Origin of the sequence: Actinomadura sp. NPDC048021, from assembly GCF_040653135.1 — a bacterium.
Taxonomy (GTDB): domain Bacteria; phylum Actinomycetota; class Actinomycetes; order Streptosporangiales; family Streptosporangiaceae; genus Spirillospora; species Spirillospora verrucosospora.
The window spans coordinates 181,797-197,268 of the sequence record NZ_JBEZJQ010000009.1 but is presented as its reverse complement, the minus strand read 5'-3'; the positions used below and the strand labels follow the sequence as shown (position 1 = coordinate 197,268).

Annotated in this window: 15 protein-coding genes; 3 read left to right on the top strand and 12 right to left on the bottom strand. The window is 75.4% G+C overall.

Annotation, left to right across the window (positions count from 1 at the left end; genetic code table 11):
* Nucleotides 1-8: 8 nt before the first annotated feature.
* The 4 genes from AB0C87_RS17280 to AB0C87_RS17265 form a co-directional block, all read right to left on the bottom strand.
* On the bottom strand, nucleotides 9-1,460 hold the full coding sequence (locus tag AB0C87_RS17280) for an MFS transporter (protein WP_360578398.1): 1,452 nt from the start codon (nucleotides 1,458-1,460) through the stop codon (nucleotides 9-11).
* A 209-nt stretch (nucleotides 1,461-1,669) separates the two neighbouring features.
* Nucleotides 1,670-2,038, bottom strand: a complete 369-nt coding sequence (locus AB0C87_RS17275; RefSeq protein WP_360578396.1) for an STAS domain-containing protein — start codon at nucleotides 2,036-2,038, stop codon at nucleotides 1,670-1,672.
* Nucleotides 2,039-2,167: 129 nt separating this feature from the next.
* The gene (locus tag AB0C87_RS17270; protein WP_360578394.1) at nucleotides 2,168-2,758 is read right to left on the bottom strand and encodes a flavodoxin domain-containing protein; all 591 of its coding nucleotides are present in this window, start codon (nucleotides 2,756-2,758) and stop codon (nucleotides 2,168-2,170) included.
* Between the two features lie 117 nt (nucleotides 2,759-2,875).
* Complete coding sequence (locus AB0C87_RS17265) at nucleotides 2,876-5,191, bottom strand: heavy metal translocating P-type ATPase (RefSeq protein WP_360578392.1); 2,316 nt, start codon at nucleotides 5,189-5,191, stop codon at nucleotides 2,876-2,878.
* A gap of 229 nt (nucleotides 5,192-5,420) precedes the next feature.
* On the opposite strand from AB0C87_RS17265, the gene AB0C87_RS17260 reads away from it, so the two are divergent.
* Nucleotides 5,421-6,269, top strand: a complete 849-nt coding sequence (locus AB0C87_RS17260) for a universal stress protein (RefSeq protein WP_345172095.1) — start codon at nucleotides 5,421-5,423, stop codon at nucleotides 6,267-6,269.
* A 64-nt stretch (nucleotides 6,270-6,333) separates the two neighbouring features.
* Here AB0C87_RS17260 and AB0C87_RS17255 read toward each other — a convergent pair whose 3' ends face one another.
* The 7 genes from AB0C87_RS17255 to AB0C87_RS17225 all read right to left on the bottom strand — a co-directional run bounded on the left by AB0C87_RS17255 (nucleotide 6,334) and on the right by AB0C87_RS17225 (nucleotide 12,572).
* A complete protein-coding gene (locus AB0C87_RS17255) occupies nucleotides 6,334-7,473 on the bottom strand; it encodes a site-2 protease family protein (protein ID WP_345172098.1) in 1,140 nt (379 codons plus the stop codon).
* A gap of 67 nt (nucleotides 7,474-7,540) precedes the next feature.
* Nucleotides 7,541-8,713 carry a 4Fe-4S dicluster domain-containing protein gene (locus AB0C87_RS17250; RefSeq protein WP_353834156.1) on the bottom strand — a complete coding sequence of 391 codons (1,173 nt, stop codon included), beginning with the start codon at nucleotides 8,711-8,713 and terminating at the stop codon, nucleotides 7,541-7,543.
* Complete coding sequence (locus AB0C87_RS17245; RefSeq protein WP_353834155.1) at nucleotides 8,710-9,174, bottom strand: hydrogenase maturation protease; 465 nt, start codon at nucleotides 9,172-9,174, stop codon at nucleotides 8,710-8,712. Before AB0C87_RS17245 ends, AB0C87_RS17250 begins: the two co-directional genes overlap by 4 nt.
* The gene (locus AB0C87_RS17240) at nucleotides 9,171-10,466 is read right to left on the bottom strand and encodes a nickel-dependent hydrogenase large subunit (RefSeq protein ID WP_353834154.1); all 1,296 of its coding nucleotides are present in this window, start codon (nucleotides 10,464-10,466) and stop codon (nucleotides 9,171-9,173) included. Before AB0C87_RS17240 ends, AB0C87_RS17245 begins: the two co-directional genes overlap by 4 nt.
* Nucleotides 10,450-11,238 (bottom strand): oxidoreductase, encoded by a 789-nt coding sequence (locus tag AB0C87_RS17235; protein WP_353834153.1) that lies wholly within the window; start codon nucleotides 11,236-11,238, stop codon nucleotides 10,450-10,452. The genes AB0C87_RS17240 and AB0C87_RS17235 overlap by 17 nt, the downstream gene beginning before the upstream one ends.
* Nucleotides 11,239-11,241: 3 nt before the next feature.
* Nucleotides 11,242-12,093, bottom strand: a complete 852-nt coding sequence (locus AB0C87_RS17230; protein ID WP_345172108.1) for an FAD/NAD(P)-binding protein — start codon at nucleotides 12,091-12,093, stop codon at nucleotides 11,242-11,244.
* Nucleotides 12,090-12,572 (bottom strand): cyclic nucleotide-binding domain-containing protein, encoded by a 483-nt coding sequence (locus AB0C87_RS17225; protein ID WP_360578389.1) that lies wholly within the window; start codon nucleotides 12,570-12,572, stop codon nucleotides 12,090-12,092. Before AB0C87_RS17225 ends, AB0C87_RS17230 begins: the two co-directional genes overlap by 4 nt.
* A 177-nt stretch (nucleotides 12,573-12,749) precedes the next feature.
* Between AB0C87_RS17225 and AB0C87_RS17220 the strand changes: the two genes are divergently transcribed.
* On the top strand, nucleotides 12,750-13,601 hold the full coding sequence (locus AB0C87_RS17220) for a universal stress protein (RefSeq protein ID WP_345172112.1): 852 nt from the start codon (nucleotides 12,750-12,752) through the stop codon (nucleotides 13,599-13,601).
* Between the two features lie 21 nt (nucleotides 13,602-13,622).
* On the opposite strand, the gene AB0C87_RS17215 is transcribed toward AB0C87_RS17220, so the two are convergent.
* Nucleotides 13,623-14,975: a nicotinate phosphoribosyltransferase gene (locus AB0C87_RS17215; protein ID WP_360578386.1), complete on the bottom strand. Its 1,353-nt coding sequence runs from the start codon at nucleotides 14,973-14,975 to the stop codon at nucleotides 13,623-13,625.
* Nucleotides 14,976-15,184: 209 nt separating this feature from the next.
* Between AB0C87_RS17215 and AB0C87_RS17210 the strand changes: the two genes are divergently transcribed.
* Entirely contained in the window at nucleotides 15,185-15,436 is a 252-nt protein-coding gene (locus AB0C87_RS17210) for a DUF1876 domain-containing protein (protein WP_345172115.1), read from the top strand.
* The last annotated feature ends 36 nt before the right edge of the window (nucleotides 15,437-15,472 follow it).

Sequence of the window (15,472 nt, the reverse complement as noted above, 5' to 3'; positions counted from 1 at the left end):
GGTGCCGGTCAGCGCCCCGGGGCTTTCTCGTGCTCCGGCGCGGGCGCGGGCGCGCCCTCGGGCCGCGGGGTGCGCAGGGTGACGGCGGCCAGCGCCGCGCCGGCGAGCGCGACCAGTGCCGCGCCGGCGAACGCCGCCGAGAAGCCGTCGGTGAGCGCGGGCAGGTCGCCGATCCGGTCGGCGCCGAAGGAGGCGGCGATGGCGGTCATCGCGGCCAGGCCCAGAGCCGAACCGACCTGGTAGCTGGTGTTGACGATGCCGGACGCCAGGCCGCCCTCCTCCGGACGGGCGGCCGAAAGCGCGGTGCCCAGGGAGGGGATGAAGGCCAGGGACATGCCCAGGGCGGCCACCAGCGAGGCGGGCAGGACGTCCACCCAGTAGTTCCCGTCCGGGCGGATGAGCGCCAGCCAGCCCATGCCGGCGGCCAGTACCAGCAGCCCGGTGACGACGGAGCCCTTGGAACCGAGGCGCCTGATGGCCCGCGGCGCCAGGACGATCATCCCGAGCATGATCAGTGCCGTCATCGGGACCAGCGCGGCCCCCGCGGGGAAGGCGCTGTAGCCGAGGACCCGCTGCAGGTAGAGGTTCAGGAAGAACCACATCGGGATCCACGCGCCGCCGAGCAGGAGCTGGGCGAGGTTCGCGGCGCCCAGGTTCGGCGCCCGGAAGATCGACAGCGGCATCAGCGGGGTGCGGCGGGACGCCTGGACGGCCAGGAACGCGCCGAGCAGGACGAGCCCGCCGGCCAGCACGGCCCAGGTCGCCGCCGCGTCCCAGCCGACCTCGGGGGCGCGGACGACGGCGAAGACGACGGCGCCGAGCCCGGCGGTCACGGTGAGCGCGCCGACCACGTCCACCGAGCCGCGGGCGCTCCCGCCGCCCCCGGGCATCAGCGCCGGCGCGGCGGCCAGCGCCAGCACGGCGATGGGGATGTTGATGTAGAAGACCCACGGCCAGGCCGCGTACTCGGTGATGACGCCTCCGAGGAACACCCCGGCGGTGCCCCCGGCGGGAGCCGCGGCGCCGTAGAGCGACAGCGCCTTGGTCAGCTCGCGGGGTTCGGAGCCGAACAGCATCATCAGCAGGGTGAGCGCGGCGGGCGCGATGAGCGCGGCGCCGACGCCCTGCAGCGCGCGGCCGGTCAGCTCGACGGCGACGGTGCCGGCGGCCCCGGCCACCGCGGAGCCGCCGAGCAGGACGACCCAGCCCGCCGAGAACAGCCTGCGGGCCCCGAGCAGGTCCGACAGCCGGCCGCCGAGCAGGAGCAGGCCGCCGAAGGCGACGACGTAGGCGTTGAACACCCAGGACAGGTTCTCCTGGGAGAAGCCCAGGTCGTCCTGGATGCGGGGAAGCGCCACCCCGATGATCGAGGTGTCCATGATCACCATGAACTGGGCGGTCGCGATGAGCGCCAGCGCCCACCACCGGCGGGTGGCGGGGGGTGCGGAACGAGCGGACATGTCTCCTCCTCATTACCCCTAGGGGGTATCCTTGCGGGTCCGGCTTACCCTAGGGGGGTATCTCCGAAACCACAAGCTCAGGAAGAAGACGGGTGATGTGAGGTGCTGCACTCTCGGCTGGTCGATGAGTGCCTAATACGGGGTACGGGTACCCGTCGCGGTCGGGTCGGGGTGCTCTGGCCCGTCGGGAGACCCCGCGCGGGGACGCTTCAGCGGACGGCCGTGCGGACCGGCGTGAACCGGCGGTCGAGGCCGGTGAGCCGCAGGATCTTCGCCATCTGCGGGCGGGGCGCGGTCAGGGTGACGGCCCCGCCGCGGCTGCGCGCGAGATCGTCGGCGGCGACGAGCGCCGCGAGGCCCCGCGCGTCGCAGAAGGTCAGGCCGGAGACGTCCACCACGACGTCCGGTCCCCGTTCGCCGATCAGCCTCGCCAGCTCGATGCCGAACGCGGCGGACGAGGCGATGTCCAGTTCGCCGCGGGCCGTCACGCGCGCCGCTCCGTCGCCGTCGCCGTCGCCGTCGTCGATCGACGTGACGAGCTCCCCGAACGCTTCGAAGCTGATCTCCTGCGTGCCCATGGCTTCCCCCTAGGCCTTTCCCTGATGCCCCAAGACTCCTTCGCCGGGCGGCCCCGCCGCCAGGGACCTAGGTCCTCGCGTCGTCCTGCCGAAGTCCGTCCGGCCCTCTGCCCGTCGAGCTCCGCGGCCTCACCGGGGGCTGAGCGGACGGGCGGGCCGGCCGTCCGCGACGGGTGAGGGGTGACCGGCGCGCGGGCGCGGGCGGAGCCGCCCGGAGAGCGCCGGCCTCGCCGTGATCGTCGACGCCCAGGTGTCGATCCCGGCCCAGTCGCGGTAGTCGCCGTACCGGCATCCCAGCGCCCGGAAGAGCAGATGCCCGACCAGGGACGTGTGCTCGCGGATGAAGACACCCGAGAACAGGCGGTGGTCGACGGCGTCGACCCTCGTCCGCAGGTCGTCCCGCAGGAGGCCCTCCTCCTTGGCGCCGAAGTGCTGCCACGGTCCGCGCAGGGCGGCCGGCACCCCGACGCTGAAGAGCCACACCGGCCGGCGGGCGAGGGCGTCCCCTTCGCGCGCGAGGAAGCCGAGCGCCTCGGGAAGCCAGGCGCGGTCGTGGATCGCGCTTCCGAGCACGAACGCGTCGTAGGCTCCGGCGTCCTCCACCTCGGCCATGGGGCGGACGTCCGCCCGGAGCCCGCGCTCGGCCAGCACCGCGCCGATCCGCCCGGCGATGGTCCGCGTGGAGCCGTTGGCGCTCGCGTACGCCACCAAGACCGTCAATTTCCTCACCTCCGGCGGTGTCTGCCTCAAGCCTCGTCTCCGGCGGCGCCCGCCCCCAGGGGCGAACGTCCCGGGTGTGCGGGGCCGAACGGGGAGGGGCGGCAGGTGATCGGCCGGTCAGGGGCCGGCCTGGTCGTGGACGTCGGCGAGGACGAAGTAGTTCTCCTCCTCCTGGGCGAAGTGCAGGCGGAGGACGGCGTAGAGCTCCTGCACGGTCCGGCGCAGGTCGTCCGCGGGCTCCGGCGCCTCCGGCGCGGTGCGCAGTTCCGCCGTCAGCGCGCCGATCCGGCGCGCCAGCTCGGCGATCTCGGCGTGCCCGCGGCTCATGGCCCCGGTGGGGTCGGAACCGCCGAGGGCGCGCGCGACCGCCGGGTAGAGCAGCCGCTCGTCCTTGCGCTCGTGGACCTCCAGGTCCGCCAGGAACTCCGAGAGCGCGTCCAGGGCGGCGTCCCGGCGCCGTCCGGCGGGACCGGCCGCCGCGCCCGCCAGCGCGGGAAGGCGCTCGATCCGCGGCCACAGCGCGCGGTGCTCCTCGTCCAGCCGCCGGACGAGTTCGGCCTCGTCGCCGCGCAGGCGCGGCGCCCGGTCGCGGCCCGGACCGAGCACGCGCAGGGCGGACAGGATCGCCGCCACGTCGATGCCCTCCTGGAGCAGCGCCCCCGCCGCCGGGGTCAGGAACCCCAGCGCCGCGACGACCATCGCGGCCAGCGCGAGCCCCATCCCGGCGAGCACGCTCTGGCGCGCGACCGACCGGGTGCGCCGCGCGATCGCGAGCGTCTCGGCCAGCCGCTCCAGGCGGTCCACGGTGATGACCACGTCGGCCGCCTCGGACGAGGCCGTGGCGCCGCGGGCGCCGAGCGCGACGCCGACGCCCGCGGTGGCCAGCGCGGGGGCGTCGTTGACTCCGTCGCCGACCATCACGGTCGGCGCGCGGGCGCTCTCGTCCCGGGCGACCTCGACCTTCCCGGCCGGCGACAGGCCGGCGTGCACGGCGTCGGCCCCCACCAGCCGGCCGATCGGACCGGCGACGTCCGCGCGGTCGCCGGTCACCATCACCGCCCGGCCGATCCCCGCCCGGCGCAGCAGCCGGAACGTGCGCGCCGCGTCGGGCCGCACGCGGTCGCGCAGCAGCAGGACGGCCGCGAGCCGGCCGTCCACGCCGACGAACACGGTGATCGCGCCGCGCGCGGCGGCCCGGCCGCGGACCCGCTCCAGCCACGCCGGGTCGGCCCGCCCGGCCCAGCTCGCCTTGCCGACGCTCACCCGGTGGCCTTCGACGGTTCCCCGCACCCCCTGCCCGGCGCGCTCGGCGACGTCCTCCGGAGCGGCGAGGCGCATCCCGCGCTCGCGGGCGCCGCGGACGATCGCCGAGGCCAGCACGTGCGGGGACACCTGGTCCAGGGAGGCCGCGAGGAACAGGGGGTCCTCGCCGCGGGCCGGATCGGCGGGGATGATCTCGGTGAGCGCGGGACGGCCCGTGGTGACGGTGCCGGTCTTGTCGAACAGCAGCACCCGCGCCCCCGCGAGCCGCTCCAGCGTGCCGCCGCCCTTCACGACCACCCCCCGCCGCGCGCATCTCGACAGGCCGGAGACGAAGGCGATGGGCGCCGCGAGGATCAGGGGGCAGGGAGTGGCCACGACCAGCACCGCCACCGCCCGGACGGGGTCGGCGGCGGCGATCCACGCCGCGCCGGCCAGCAGCAGCGTCGCGGGGATGAAGAGGGCCGAGTACCGGTCGGCCATCCGGATGAACGGCGCGTTCCCGGCCGCGGCCTCCTCGGCCAGCCGGACGATCCCGGCGTAGGTGCTGGACCGGGCGTCGTTGGTCGCGCGCAGCTCGAACGGGTCCCCGGCGTTGACCGTGCCGCCGCGCACCGCGTCTCCCGCGGGGCGCTCCACCGGCAGCGGCTCCCCGGTGAGCGTCGACTCGTCCAGCACCGCCGTCCCGCGCTCCACCAGCCCGTCCACCGGCACGGTCTCCCCGGCGCGGACCAGCAGCAGCTCGCCCGGCCGCACCTCGGAGACGTCGACGGTGTCGAGGCCGGTGCCGGTCCGGCGGTGCGCCACCCGGGGCGCGAGCGACAGCAGCGCCCCGAGGTCGCGGCGGGCGCGCCGCCCCGCCCGCTCCTCCAGCAGCCGGCCCCCGGTGAGCATCACGGCGATCACGGCGCCGGCGAAGGGCTCGCCGACCGCGATCGTCCCGGCCAGCGCCAGGACGGCGATCACATCGCTGCCGAACCTGCGGTGCAGGAGCCCCTCCACGACCCACCACACGGCGGGGCAGAGCGCGACCGCCGTGGCCAGCAGCCAGGCCAGGTCCGCGGCGCCGGAGCCCACCGACCAGCGGAGCGCGGCGCCCGCCGCCAGCCCGCCGCCGGTCAGCGCGAAGAGCGTCTCGTGAGCGTTGCGCGTGAACGCGCCCTTGACCGACATCCCACCTCGCCGCCTGTGTGAGTCCGTGCCGTCCACGCTTGCAGGCCGCGACCGGGGGCCGCAGGGGCGGTCGGCTCGTCACCGGCGGGACGAGGGGGTGCCTGAGATGGGGACCTTAGTCCCTAGGGGCGCGCGTGACCTGCGATGGAGCGTGGAAAGGAGCGGCCGCGCCGCTCTGCGCGGGGTCGCGCCGAAGGAAGCGACAGCCGCTGAGCCGGGAGGAGAACCGATGTCCGAGCCGATCGTCGTCGGGACCGATGGTTCCGACGAGGCGGCGGGCGCCCTCGACTGGGCCGCCGCCGAAGCCGCCTCGCGTGAGCGCCCCCTGCACATCGTCCACGCCGTGGAGAGCTGGCCCTACAAGACGCCGCTGTTCGCGCCGCCCGACACCGCCGAGCGCATGACCCGCGCGGGGCGCACGCTCCTGGCGGCCGCGCGCGAGCGGATCCGGGAGCGGTGGCCGGACCTGGAGATCACCACAGAGCTGGTGGCCGAGGAGGCGTGGCAGGCCCTGCGGGCGCAGTCGGAGAAGGCGTTCGAGCTGGTGGTGGCCAGCCGCGGCCGGGGCGGCTTCTCCAGCCTGATGCTGGGGTCCACCAGCCTGCGCCTGGCCGGCCACTCCGCGGTGCCGGTCGTGATCGTTCGCGGGGGCGGGGCCGACCGCGGCGAGGTCGTGGTGGGGATCGACCTGGCCCGGCAGATGGATCCGGTCCTCGACTACGCCTTCGAGGCGGCCGCGCTCCACGGCGCCCGCCTCCGCGTCGTCCACGCGTGGCAGACGTTCGCGACGCTGATCGAGGCCGGCTACGCCGTCGACGCCGACCAGATCGAGGACGATCTGCGCAAGGAGGTCGCCGCGGCCTACCAGCCCGTGCGGCGCACGCATCCGGGGGTCGACGTCACCGACGAGATCGTCCTGGAGCATCCGGTGACCGCGCTGGCCAACGCGTCGGGGAGCGCCCGCCTGCTGGTGGTCGGCGCCCACGACCGGCGCTGGAGCGCTCCCCAGCTCGGGTCGACCTGCCACGGGGTCATCCACCACGCGCAGTGCCCCGTCGCCGTCGTTCCCGCCCACTGACCCCAGCGCCGGTCCCGCCGGCGGCTCCCGCCGCCGGCGGGACCGGCGCTTCCGGGCTCGGGGCTCAGGCGGGGGCGGGGCTGCCGCGGCTGAGCCGGGTCCGGCGCATCATCCGCTGGAGGTCGTCGGTGGTGACGATCCCGAGCAGGTGGTGGTCGGCGGCGACGACCGCGACGAGGCTGCCCGCCACGGGGGCCATCTGGAGCAGGACGTCCGCCGGCCGCTCCGGGTCGATGATCCGGTCGGCGCCGAGCGGCACGCTCAGATCGCCCAGGGTGACGCCGGCCTCCCGCTCCGGGACGCGGGACAGCCGGTCCACCGTGACGGCGCCGACGGGGTCGCCGGCCACGCTCACGACCGGGAACACCGTCTGGTGCGACCGCACCGCCACGTCCTGGACGAACGCGGCCGCGGGCTGCCACGCCCAGCCGTGGTCGGGGTCGCGCGTCATGACGTCGGCGACCCGCAGGTCCTTCGCGGCCTCGCGCAGGTCGGTGAAGCGCGCCTCGGCCCGCGCCGAGCCGGCGATGAACCAGCCGACCACGGCCAGCCACAGCCCGTTGAACCAGCTCCACAGCAGCAGCGTCAGCAGACCTGCGCCGATCATGACCTGGCCGAGCACCATCCCGGCGCGCTGGGCGCTGCGGGTCGCGGCGGCCCGGTCCCCGCTCCGGCCCCACAGCAGCGCGCGCAGGATGCGCCCGCCGTCCAGCGGCGCGCCGGGGAGCAGGTTGAACACCGCGATCAGGAGGTTGGTCGCCGCCAGCCAGCTCAGCGAGGCGGTGACGATGACGGGGGCGCCGAGCGCGTGCCCGGCCGCCCAGGCCCCGGCGAACGCCGCCCCGGCCACCGCGCTGGTCAGCGGGCCGACCCCGGCGATCTGGAGATCGTCGCGGGCGGTGCCGGGTTCGCCGTCCAGTTCCGCGAGGCCGCCGAGCGCCCACAGCGTGATCGAGCCGACCCGCACGCCGCGGCGGCGGGCGACCAGCGCGTGCGCGAACTCGTGCGCGGCCAGCGAGCCCATGAACAGCACCGCGGCCACCACGGCTGCCGTCCAGCGCACGCCGGAGGACGCGCCCGGGTCGGCGGTGGGCAGCACCGAGCGCGCGAGGATCTCGGCGATCACCAGCATGATCACCAGAACCGACCAGTGCATCCCGACCGGGATCCCGCGGAAGGTGCCGAATCTGAACGTCTGCTTCATCGCGAGCCTCCTACCGATGCCACCAGGCTCGCGCGGGGCCGGCTGGGCGGTCAGAGGCGAATTGCTCCTATTTTTGGGTCTTTGGGCCTCCCGGGCCCTCCCCGGCGGCCTCGGTGCGCAGGGCCGCGACCTCCACGGTCAGGTCGATGCCGACCGGGCACCAGACGATGCACCGGCCGCAGCCCACGCAGCCGGAGGAGCCGAACTGGTCGTGCCAGGTCCCGAGCTTGTGGGTCAGCCACTGGCGGTAGCGGCTCTTGGCGGACGCCCGGACGTCGCCCCCGTGCAGATGGGTGAAGTCCGGGTCGAAGCAGGAGTCCCAGAGCTGCCAGCGCTCGGCGTGGTCGCCGGTCAGGTCGGTGGTGTCGGCGACCCTCGTGCAGAAGCAGGTCGGGCACACCATCGTGCAGTTTCCGCAGCTCAGGCAGCGTTCGGCCACCTCGTCCCAGCGGTCGGCCTCCAGGGTCCCGGCCAGGAGCTCGCGCAGCCCCGCGGCGGGCATCTCCCGGCCCATCCGGCCGGCGGCCGCCGACACCTCGGCGCGGGCGCGGTCGACGTCGGAGGCCTCGGCGGGGGCGCAGTCCAGGCCGTCGATCAGGGCGGCGCCCGCCTCGGTCGCGACGTCGACGACGTAGCGGAGGCCGCCCTCGCCGACCAGTTCGGTGAGCGCGAGGTCGTAGCCGGGGCCCGCCTGAGGGCCGGTGCCCATGGAGGCGCAGAAGCACGTCCCGCCGGGCTCTGTGCAGTTGACGGCGATGACGAAGTTGTCGTGCCGCCGCGCCTCGTAGGAGGGGTCGACGTGGCGGCCGCCCATGAGGACGCGGTCCTGGATCGCCATCGCGCGCAGGTCGCAGGGCCGGACGCCGAGCAGCGCGAGCCGGGCCGGTTCGGGCGCGTGCTCCCGGACCTCGAACCCGTCCTCCGTCCGGTCCGCCTCCCAGAGCTTGACCTTCGACCGGTGCAGGAACGGCTTCCAGGACTGCGGTCCGGCCGCGTGCGCGAAGGCCGCGCCGTCCTCCCGCCGCCGCAGCCGGTAGGCGCCGGCGCTGAGCGTGACGCCCCAGCCGTGGGGCAGGCGGTCGGCCGAGTCGAGTTCGGCGAGGACGATCGCGTCGTCGCGCACGGTCGGGCCGATGACGGTGTAGCCCGCGCGCCGCAGCGCCTCGCAGAGCGGGCGGAGGCTCCTCAGCTCCAGCGCCGCGGGGCCGCCGGGCTTCGACGTGCTCGTCGGAGCGGTCATCCGTTCTTCCTTCCTGCGTGGTCGTCCATCGTGAGCGCGTCCGCCAGGCGGTCGGCGACCGCGCCGACCGCGGCGGCGACGCTCGGGGTCAGGCCCTGGCCGAACCCGAAGTCGGCGCCCTCGATCGCGAGGACGCGGAGACGGGCGGGCATCTGGCCCACGGCCCGCCCGAGCGCGACGGCGTCGCCGAGGCCGAGGGCGTGGTCGGTCACCGGCCGCGCGACGAGCGCCGCGGTCTCGGCGTCCAGTTCGCGGACCCTGCCGGGTGTGGGCGGATGAGCGCGCACGGCGTCCACGACGATCGCGAGGTCGGCGCCCGCCCACAGGGCGACGAGCCTCGCGGGCTCGCCGTCGGTGACGGCGAGCCCGGCCTCGACGCGGCCGCGGAGCGCCGCGACCACGGCGGGTCCGGCGCCGTCGTCGCGGCGGAAGTCGTTGCCGACGCCGATCACGAGGGTCACGACCGCTCCACGGTCAGGTCGAGGAAGTGGGTGGAGCAGGAGATGCATGGGTCGTAGTTGCGGATCGCCTGCTCGCAGCGGCGGGTCAGGGCCTCGTCGTCGAGGTGGAGGCGGGCCGCGACGAAGCGGCGCAGGTCGTCCTCGATGGCGGCCTGGTTCTGAGACGTCGGCGGGACGATGCGGGCGGCCCTGATGAGCCCGTCCGGGCCCAGGTCGTAGCGGTGGTAGAGCAGGCCGCGCGGAGCCTCGGTGACGCCGTGGCCGGTCCCCTCGCGCGGGGGCACCGGCACCGCCGGGCGGGACGGCGGCTCGTAGCCGGCGATGAGCCGCAGGGCCTCGTCCACGGCGTAGACGACCTCGACGGCCCGGACCAGGATGCTGCGGAACGGGTTGCGGCACTCCGGGCCGAGCCCGGCCCGGTCGGCGGCCTCCAGGGCGAGCGGGGACAGCCGGTCGCGGTTGAGGGAGTAGCGGGCCAGGGGACCGGTCAGGTAGCGGCCGCCGTCGGCGAAGCGGGCGTGCAGCGCGGTCGAGTGCGGGACCTGCTCCTCGACGACGTTGCGCTCGAACTCGGCGGCGGGGAAGGAGCGCCCCGTGCCGCCGCGGACGGTGCCGCGCTCCAGCGGGTAGCGATCGGCCGTCAGCGCGAGGAACTCGTGACCGTGGTCGAAGTCGGGGAACTCGAAGCCCGCCGCCCATTCCACGGTGGCCAGGGCGTCGTCGCGCGCCCGCCGCAGCGTCTCCGCGAGTGGTGCCAGCTCGGTGGGCGCGGGGGTCCGGTAGAACCCGCCGACGCGGACGTTCACCGGGTGGATCGCGCGGCCGCCGAGGAACTCCATGAGCGCGTTCCCCGCCTTCTTCAACCGCAGCCCCCGCTCCACGGCGGCGCGGTGGTCGCGGGCCAGTTCGACCGCGCCGGGATAGCCGAGGAAGTCCGGTGCGTGCAGCAGGTAGATGTGCAGGGTGTGGCTCTCGATCCACTCACCGCAGTAGAGCAGGCGCCGCAGCTCGCCGATGGCCGGGTCCACGGTCACGCCGCAGGCGGCCTCGACGGCCTGGCAGGCGCTCATCTGGTAGGCGACCGGGCAGATCCCGCAGATCCGGGCGGTGATGTCGGGCGGCTCGGTGTGGGCGCGGCCGCGCAGGAAGGCCTCGAAGAAGCGCGGCGGCTCGTAGATTTCGAGCCGCACCTCCTCGACGTCCGGGCCGCGCACGCGGACGTACAGGGCGCCCTCGCCCTCGACCCGCGCGAGGGCGCCGACGGCGAGCGTCCTCTCATTGCGGTGCGTCATCGCCGCCTCCCCCGGCCGGGGCCTCCTCGCGGAAGGCGGTGACGTTGAAGGTGGACAGCACGCGGTCCGCCTCGTCCTCGGACATGTCGAGCCAGGGCAGCAGCCCGCGCGTGTTGGGCCGCCCCCCGCTCCACGCGGGGGCGGGGCCGAAGCAGCCGTAGCAGCCCCGCCCGTACGCCGGGCAGATCGCGCCGCAGCCCGTCTGGGTGATCGGGCCGAGGCACGGGGTGCCGCGGGCGACCATCACGCAGACGTTTCCGCGGATCTTGCACTCGAAGCAGACGCTGTGGGACGGCACGTCGGGTTTGCGGCCGGCGAGGTGCGCCGCGAGCACCTCCAGGAGCTGGCGGCGGTCGATCGGGCATCCCCGCAGCTCGAAGTCCACGGGGACGTGCGCGGCGATGGGCGTGGACCGCGCCAGCGTGGCGACGTACTCGGGCCGCGCGTAGACGAGCGAGGCGAACTCCTCCACGTCGGCGAAGTCGCGCAGCGCCTGGATCCCCCCGGCGGTCGCGCACGCGCCGATCGTGACCAGCTTCCGCGAGACCGCCCGCACGTGCCGGACGCGGTCCAGGTCCGCGGGCGTGGTGATCGACCCTTCCACCAGCGACACGTCGTAGGGGCCCTCCCCGGCGGCGCTCGACGCCTCCAGGAAGTGCGCGATCTCGATCTCGCCCGTAAGCGCGAGCAGCTCGTCCTCGCAGTCCAGGAGGGTGAGCTGGCAGCCGTCGCAGGAGGCGAACTTCCACACGGCCAGCGTCGGTCGTCCCATGGGCTACAGCTCCCTGACGGTCATCAGCGCGGCGGCGCGCGGGTAGGGCACGACCGGCCCGTCCCGGCAGACCAGCAGCGGGCCGAGCTGGCAGTGCCCGCACCAGCCGACCCCGCACCGCATGCTGCGCTCCAGGGAGAGCCGGACGTTCCCGGCGGGCACCCCCAGCCCGGTGAGCGCCCGCGCGGTGAGGCGCATCATGATCTCCGGTCCGCAGACGAAGGCGGCGGTCCGGGCCGGGTCGACGTCCGCGGCGCCCGCCAGGGCCGTGACCAGGCCGACCTGGCCGCTCCAGCCGGGGGCCGGCCGGTCCACCGTGACCTCGACCTGGGCGCCGCGCGCCCGCCAGGCGTCCAGTTCCCCGCCGAACAGCAGGTCGCCGGGGGTGCGGGCGCCGATCAGGACGGCGATGCGGCCGAAGGCGTCCCGGTCGGCCAGGGCCCGCAGCACCACCGGCCGCAGCGGGGCCAGGCCTATGCCGCCCGCCGCCACGACCAGGTCGTGGCCGCGGGCCTCGTCCAGCCCCCAGCCGGCCCCGAACGGGCCCCGCAGCCCGAGGACCTCGCCGGGCCGCGCCGCGCACACGGCCTGGGTCACGGCGCCGACGGCGCGGACCGTCTGCTCCAGCGCCCGCGAGGACTCGGAACCCATGCCCGGCCCGACGCGGCTGACGGAGATCGGCGCCTCGCCCACGCCGAACGCGTACATCATCGTGAACTGGCCCGGCGCCGGCTCGGCGAGCGCCGCCGCGACGGGCTCCAGCCTGAGCGTCACCGTGTCGGCGGTCTCCGCGCGCCGGGCCGTCACGCGGTAGGGGACGGGAGCCATGGGGCCGTCCGCGCCGGCCGGGCTCACGCCCGCTGCTCCGGGTGCGCGTACAGGTCCAGGACGCGGACCCGGGTGGCTTCGAGGCGGTCCAGCAGCACGGCGGCGAACCGGAGGGTCAGGTCGTAGCCGAGCCGCAGGTCCGCGGCGCACAGCTCCCGGACCTCGGCCCCGTCGAACCGGAGGCTCCGCACCGGCTCGGTGGAGACGGCGCCGAACCTCCACACGTGCGGAGGGAACATCCACGACCAGCCCAGCACCGAGGAGGCCGGGAGCGTCTCCACCACCACCGCGCCCCGTCCGGGGACCTGGAGGTCGAGGGCGACCGTCCCGGAACGCAGGAGCCAGAAGTGCTCGGCGGCCCAGCCCTCCTCGAAGAAGCGATGCCCGGACGGGACGTCCGCGGCCCGGGCCGCGGCGGCCAGGGCGGCGTGGTGCCGTTCGGGCATGCCGGAGAAGAACCGCTCCCGCGCCAGCGTTTCGGGCGTGACGCCTTTCCGTGCCTCCACCTGCCGTGACCTGCCCTGGTGACGGGATGCGCATACCGTGGGAACGGTCAAGATCAGGCGCGGACCGGCGGCGCCGAAGGTCCCCGGCGCGGCGGACCTTGGTCCCTGTCCCGAGCCCGGCACGTCCGCGAAGGCTGGAGGGAGGCCGGGAGAGGGCGTGTGATCGTCGGAGGAGCCATGTCCGCACCGATCGTCGTGGGGACCGACGGGTCCGCCGCCGCGGCCCGCGCCGTCGACTGGGCGGCGGGTGAGGCGGCGCTGCGGCACCGGCCCCTGCACATCGTCCACGCGGCGCAGATCTGGCCGTACCAGGTCCGCCGGTTCGAGCTGCCGGTCCCGTCCGAGCGCTCCTCGCCGGCCGGGCACGCCGTGCTGCTGGAGGCCGAGGGCCGCGTCCTGGAGCGCAGGCCGGAGCTGCGGGTGACGACCGCCCTGGCCGTCAACGCGACGCCGGACGCGCTGCGCGAGGAGGCGGAGAAGGCGTTCGAGCTGGTGCTCGGGCACCGCGGGCACGGCGGCTTCGCCGGGCTCCGGCTCGGCTCGGTCGCCCTGCGCATGGCGGGGCGGACCGCCGTCCCGCTGGTGATCGTGCGCGGCGGCGTCGGCGGCGGCGGTGAGGTCGTCGTCGGGCACGACCTCGCCGAGGAGCCGGGAGAGGCGCTCAGGTACGCCTTCGACGCGGCCGCCGTCCGCGGGGCGCGGCTGCGCGTCGTGCACGCGTGGCAGCTTTCCGTGGACATGGCCGAGGCCGGATACGCCCTCGACGAGGAGCGCCTCAACGACGAGCGGCGGGCGCGGGTCATCGAGGCCTACGCCCCCCTCCACGAGAGGTATCCGCTGGTCGATGTGGTCAACGACGTCCTGGTCGGGCACCCGGTGTCCGAGATGACCAGGGTGTCGCGCTCGGCGGATCTGGTCGTCGTCGGCGCGCGCCCCCACCGCTGGGGCCTGTTCCGGCTCGGCTCCGTCGGCCACGGGGTGATCCACCACGCCGAGTGCCCGGTGGCCGTCGTCGGCGGGCCCCGGTAGGGCGCCGGCCTGATCCGGCGGTCACCGTCCTTGGAGAGGACCGTCGCCGGCGGCCCGATGCCCTGCGGCGAGTTCCTCGTAGAGCCGGTCCCGAACCCGCCGGAGGCGCGTGCTCAGCCGGACGGGACGGGTCTCGGGGGCGCGGAGCCGCGTGATCCGGTCGGGTAGGGCGGCGATCTCGGCGGCGCACCTCGCGCGCACGGCGTCGAGCGGCTCGGGTCCCGCGACGCGGCGTCCCGCCTCCATGACGGGGACGAGCAGCGGCTCCATGCCGTCCGGAGCGGGCTCGTCGCGGAGCGCGACCACGTCGCCGTCCGGGCCCCGGTAGACCTGCTTGGAGCACGGGGCGGTGATCTTGCCGGTGGACAGCTTCATCACGGGGCGGTCCTCGTAGGCGACGAGCTTGTAGGCGCTGTCGAGGTAGGGGGCGTCCGCGGACACGCCCATCCTCGTCCCCACCCCGTAGACGTCGATCGGCGCGCCGGCCGCGGCCAGGTCCGCGATCCGGTACTCGTCCAGCCCGCCGCTGGCCACGATCCGCGTGCCGGTCATGCCGGCCTCGTCCAGCATCGAGCGGGCCCTGACCGCCAGGTCGCCGAGGTCGCCGGAGTCGAGCCGGATCCCCGCCAGGGCGGGCAGCCCCGCCAGGCGGGCCGTGCGGATGGCAGCGGCGACCCCGCCGAGCGTGTCGTAGGTGTCGACCAGGAGCGTGGTGCGCTCGGGGAAGTCGGCGGCGAAGGCCGCGAACGCCTCGCCCTCGCCGGGGAAGGCCTCGATGTAGGAGTGGGCCATCGTGCCGGTCGCCGGGACGCCGTACCGCCGGGCCCCCTCGACGTTGCTGGTGCCGGCGAAACCGGCGAGGTAGGAGGCCCGCGCGACGGCCATCGCCGCGTCCACCCCCTGCGTGCGGCGGAAGGAGAAGTCGATGACCCGCGCGCCGGCGGCCGCGCGCACGCAGCGGGCGGCCTTCGTGGCCACCGTCGTTTGGAACGTGATGTGGTTGAGCAGCACGGTCTCCACCAGCTGGGCCTCCGCGATCGGCGCGGTGACCTCCAGGAGGGGTTCGCCCGGGTAGACGACGCGCCCTTCGGGGACCGCCCGGACCTCTCCGGTGAACCGGAGGCGCTCGAACGCGCGGAGCGAGGCGTCGTCCAGTCCCTGCTCCGCCGCCAGGTAGTCGAGGTCCTCCTGGGAGAAGCGGTAGTCCTCGACGAACGACAGGCAGTCCTCCAGCCCGGCGGCGATCAGGAAGCCGCGGTCGCGGGGCAGTTTCCGGACGAAGAGGCTGAACGTCGCGGGCCCGGCCATGCCGCGGCGCAGGTAGCTCGCCGCCATCGTCACCTCGTACAGGTCGGTCAGCAGTCCGCCGCTCATGGGGTCCGTCCTCGCGCCCGTCGATCCGCCGCTGTTCGGGGCGAGCCTTCCCCGCGCCGGAGCGGCCGCGCGCCTCCATCGGTCCCGCGGACCGGGGCCGAAGGTCCCTCCGGACGGTCTGATCAGCGGATTCGGGACTTCCGCCCCTAGGGCCGCTCCGGCCGCCTTCCGACGATGGAGGGTGAACGGCCGAGCGAAGGAGGTTCGTCATGAAGGCCAAGGAGTGGAGCGTCGAGCTCTACATCACCGAGGAGGGCATGGACACCGTCGCGCACGCGGTCCTGTTCAGCGGCGGCGAGAAGAGGACCACCGGGCGCGGGCACGCGCGCCGCAACCCGGCGGACCGCGAGGTTCCGGAGATCGGCGACGAGCTCGCGGTGAGCCGGGCGCTCGCCGATCTGGCCGGCCGCCTCCACGGCGTCGCGGACAGGGACATCGCCCAGCTCGCGGGACGCGCGTGAACGCCGGGGGATCGCGGTCTTCTTCGACGAGGTGAG

Bases quoted from the DNA above. Each gene is read 5' to 3' on its own strand.
- AB0C87_RS17280 (WP_360578398.1), bottom strand. From the start codon at position 1,460: ATGTCCGCTCGTTCCGCACCCCCCGCCACCCGCCGGTGGTGGGCGCTG.
- AB0C87_RS17275 (WP_360578396.1), bottom strand. From the start codon at position 2,038: ATGGGCACGCAGGAGATCAGCTTCGAAGCGTTCGGGGAGCTCGTCACG.
- AB0C87_RS17265 (WP_360578392.1), bottom strand. From the start codon at position 5,191: ATGTCGGTCAAGGGCGCGTTCACGCGCAACGCTCACGAGACGCTCTTC.
- AB0C87_RS17260 (WP_345172095.1), top strand. From the start codon at position 5,421: ATGTCCGAGCCGATCGTCGTCGGGACCGATGGTTCCGACGAGGCGGCG.
- AB0C87_RS17255 (WP_345172098.1), bottom strand. From the start codon at position 7,473: ATGAAGCAGACGTTCAGATTCGGCACCTTCCGCGGGATCCCGGTCGGG.
- AB0C87_RS17250 (WP_353834156.1), bottom strand. From the start codon at position 8,713: ATGACCGCTCCGACGAGCACGTCGAAGCCCGGCGGCCCCGCGGCGCTG.
- AB0C87_RS17240 (WP_353834154.1), bottom strand. From the start codon at position 10,466: ATGACGCACCGCAATGAGAGGACGCTCGCCGTCGGCGCCCTCGCGCGG.
- AB0C87_RS17235 (WP_353834153.1), bottom strand. From the start codon at position 11,238: ATGGGACGACCGACGCTGGCCGTGTGGAAGTTCGCCTCCTGCGACGGC.
- AB0C87_RS17220 (WP_345172112.1), top strand. From the start codon at position 12,750: ATGTCCGCACCGATCGTCGTGGGGACCGACGGGTCCGCCGCCGCGGCC.
- AB0C87_RS17215 (WP_360578386.1), bottom strand. From the start codon at position 14,975: ATGAGCGGCGGACTGCTGACCGACCTGTACGAGGTGACGATGGCGGCG.
- AB0C87_RS17210 (WP_345172115.1), top strand. From the start codon at position 15,185: ATGAAGGCCAAGGAGTGGAGCGTCGAGCTCTACATCACCGAGGAGGGC.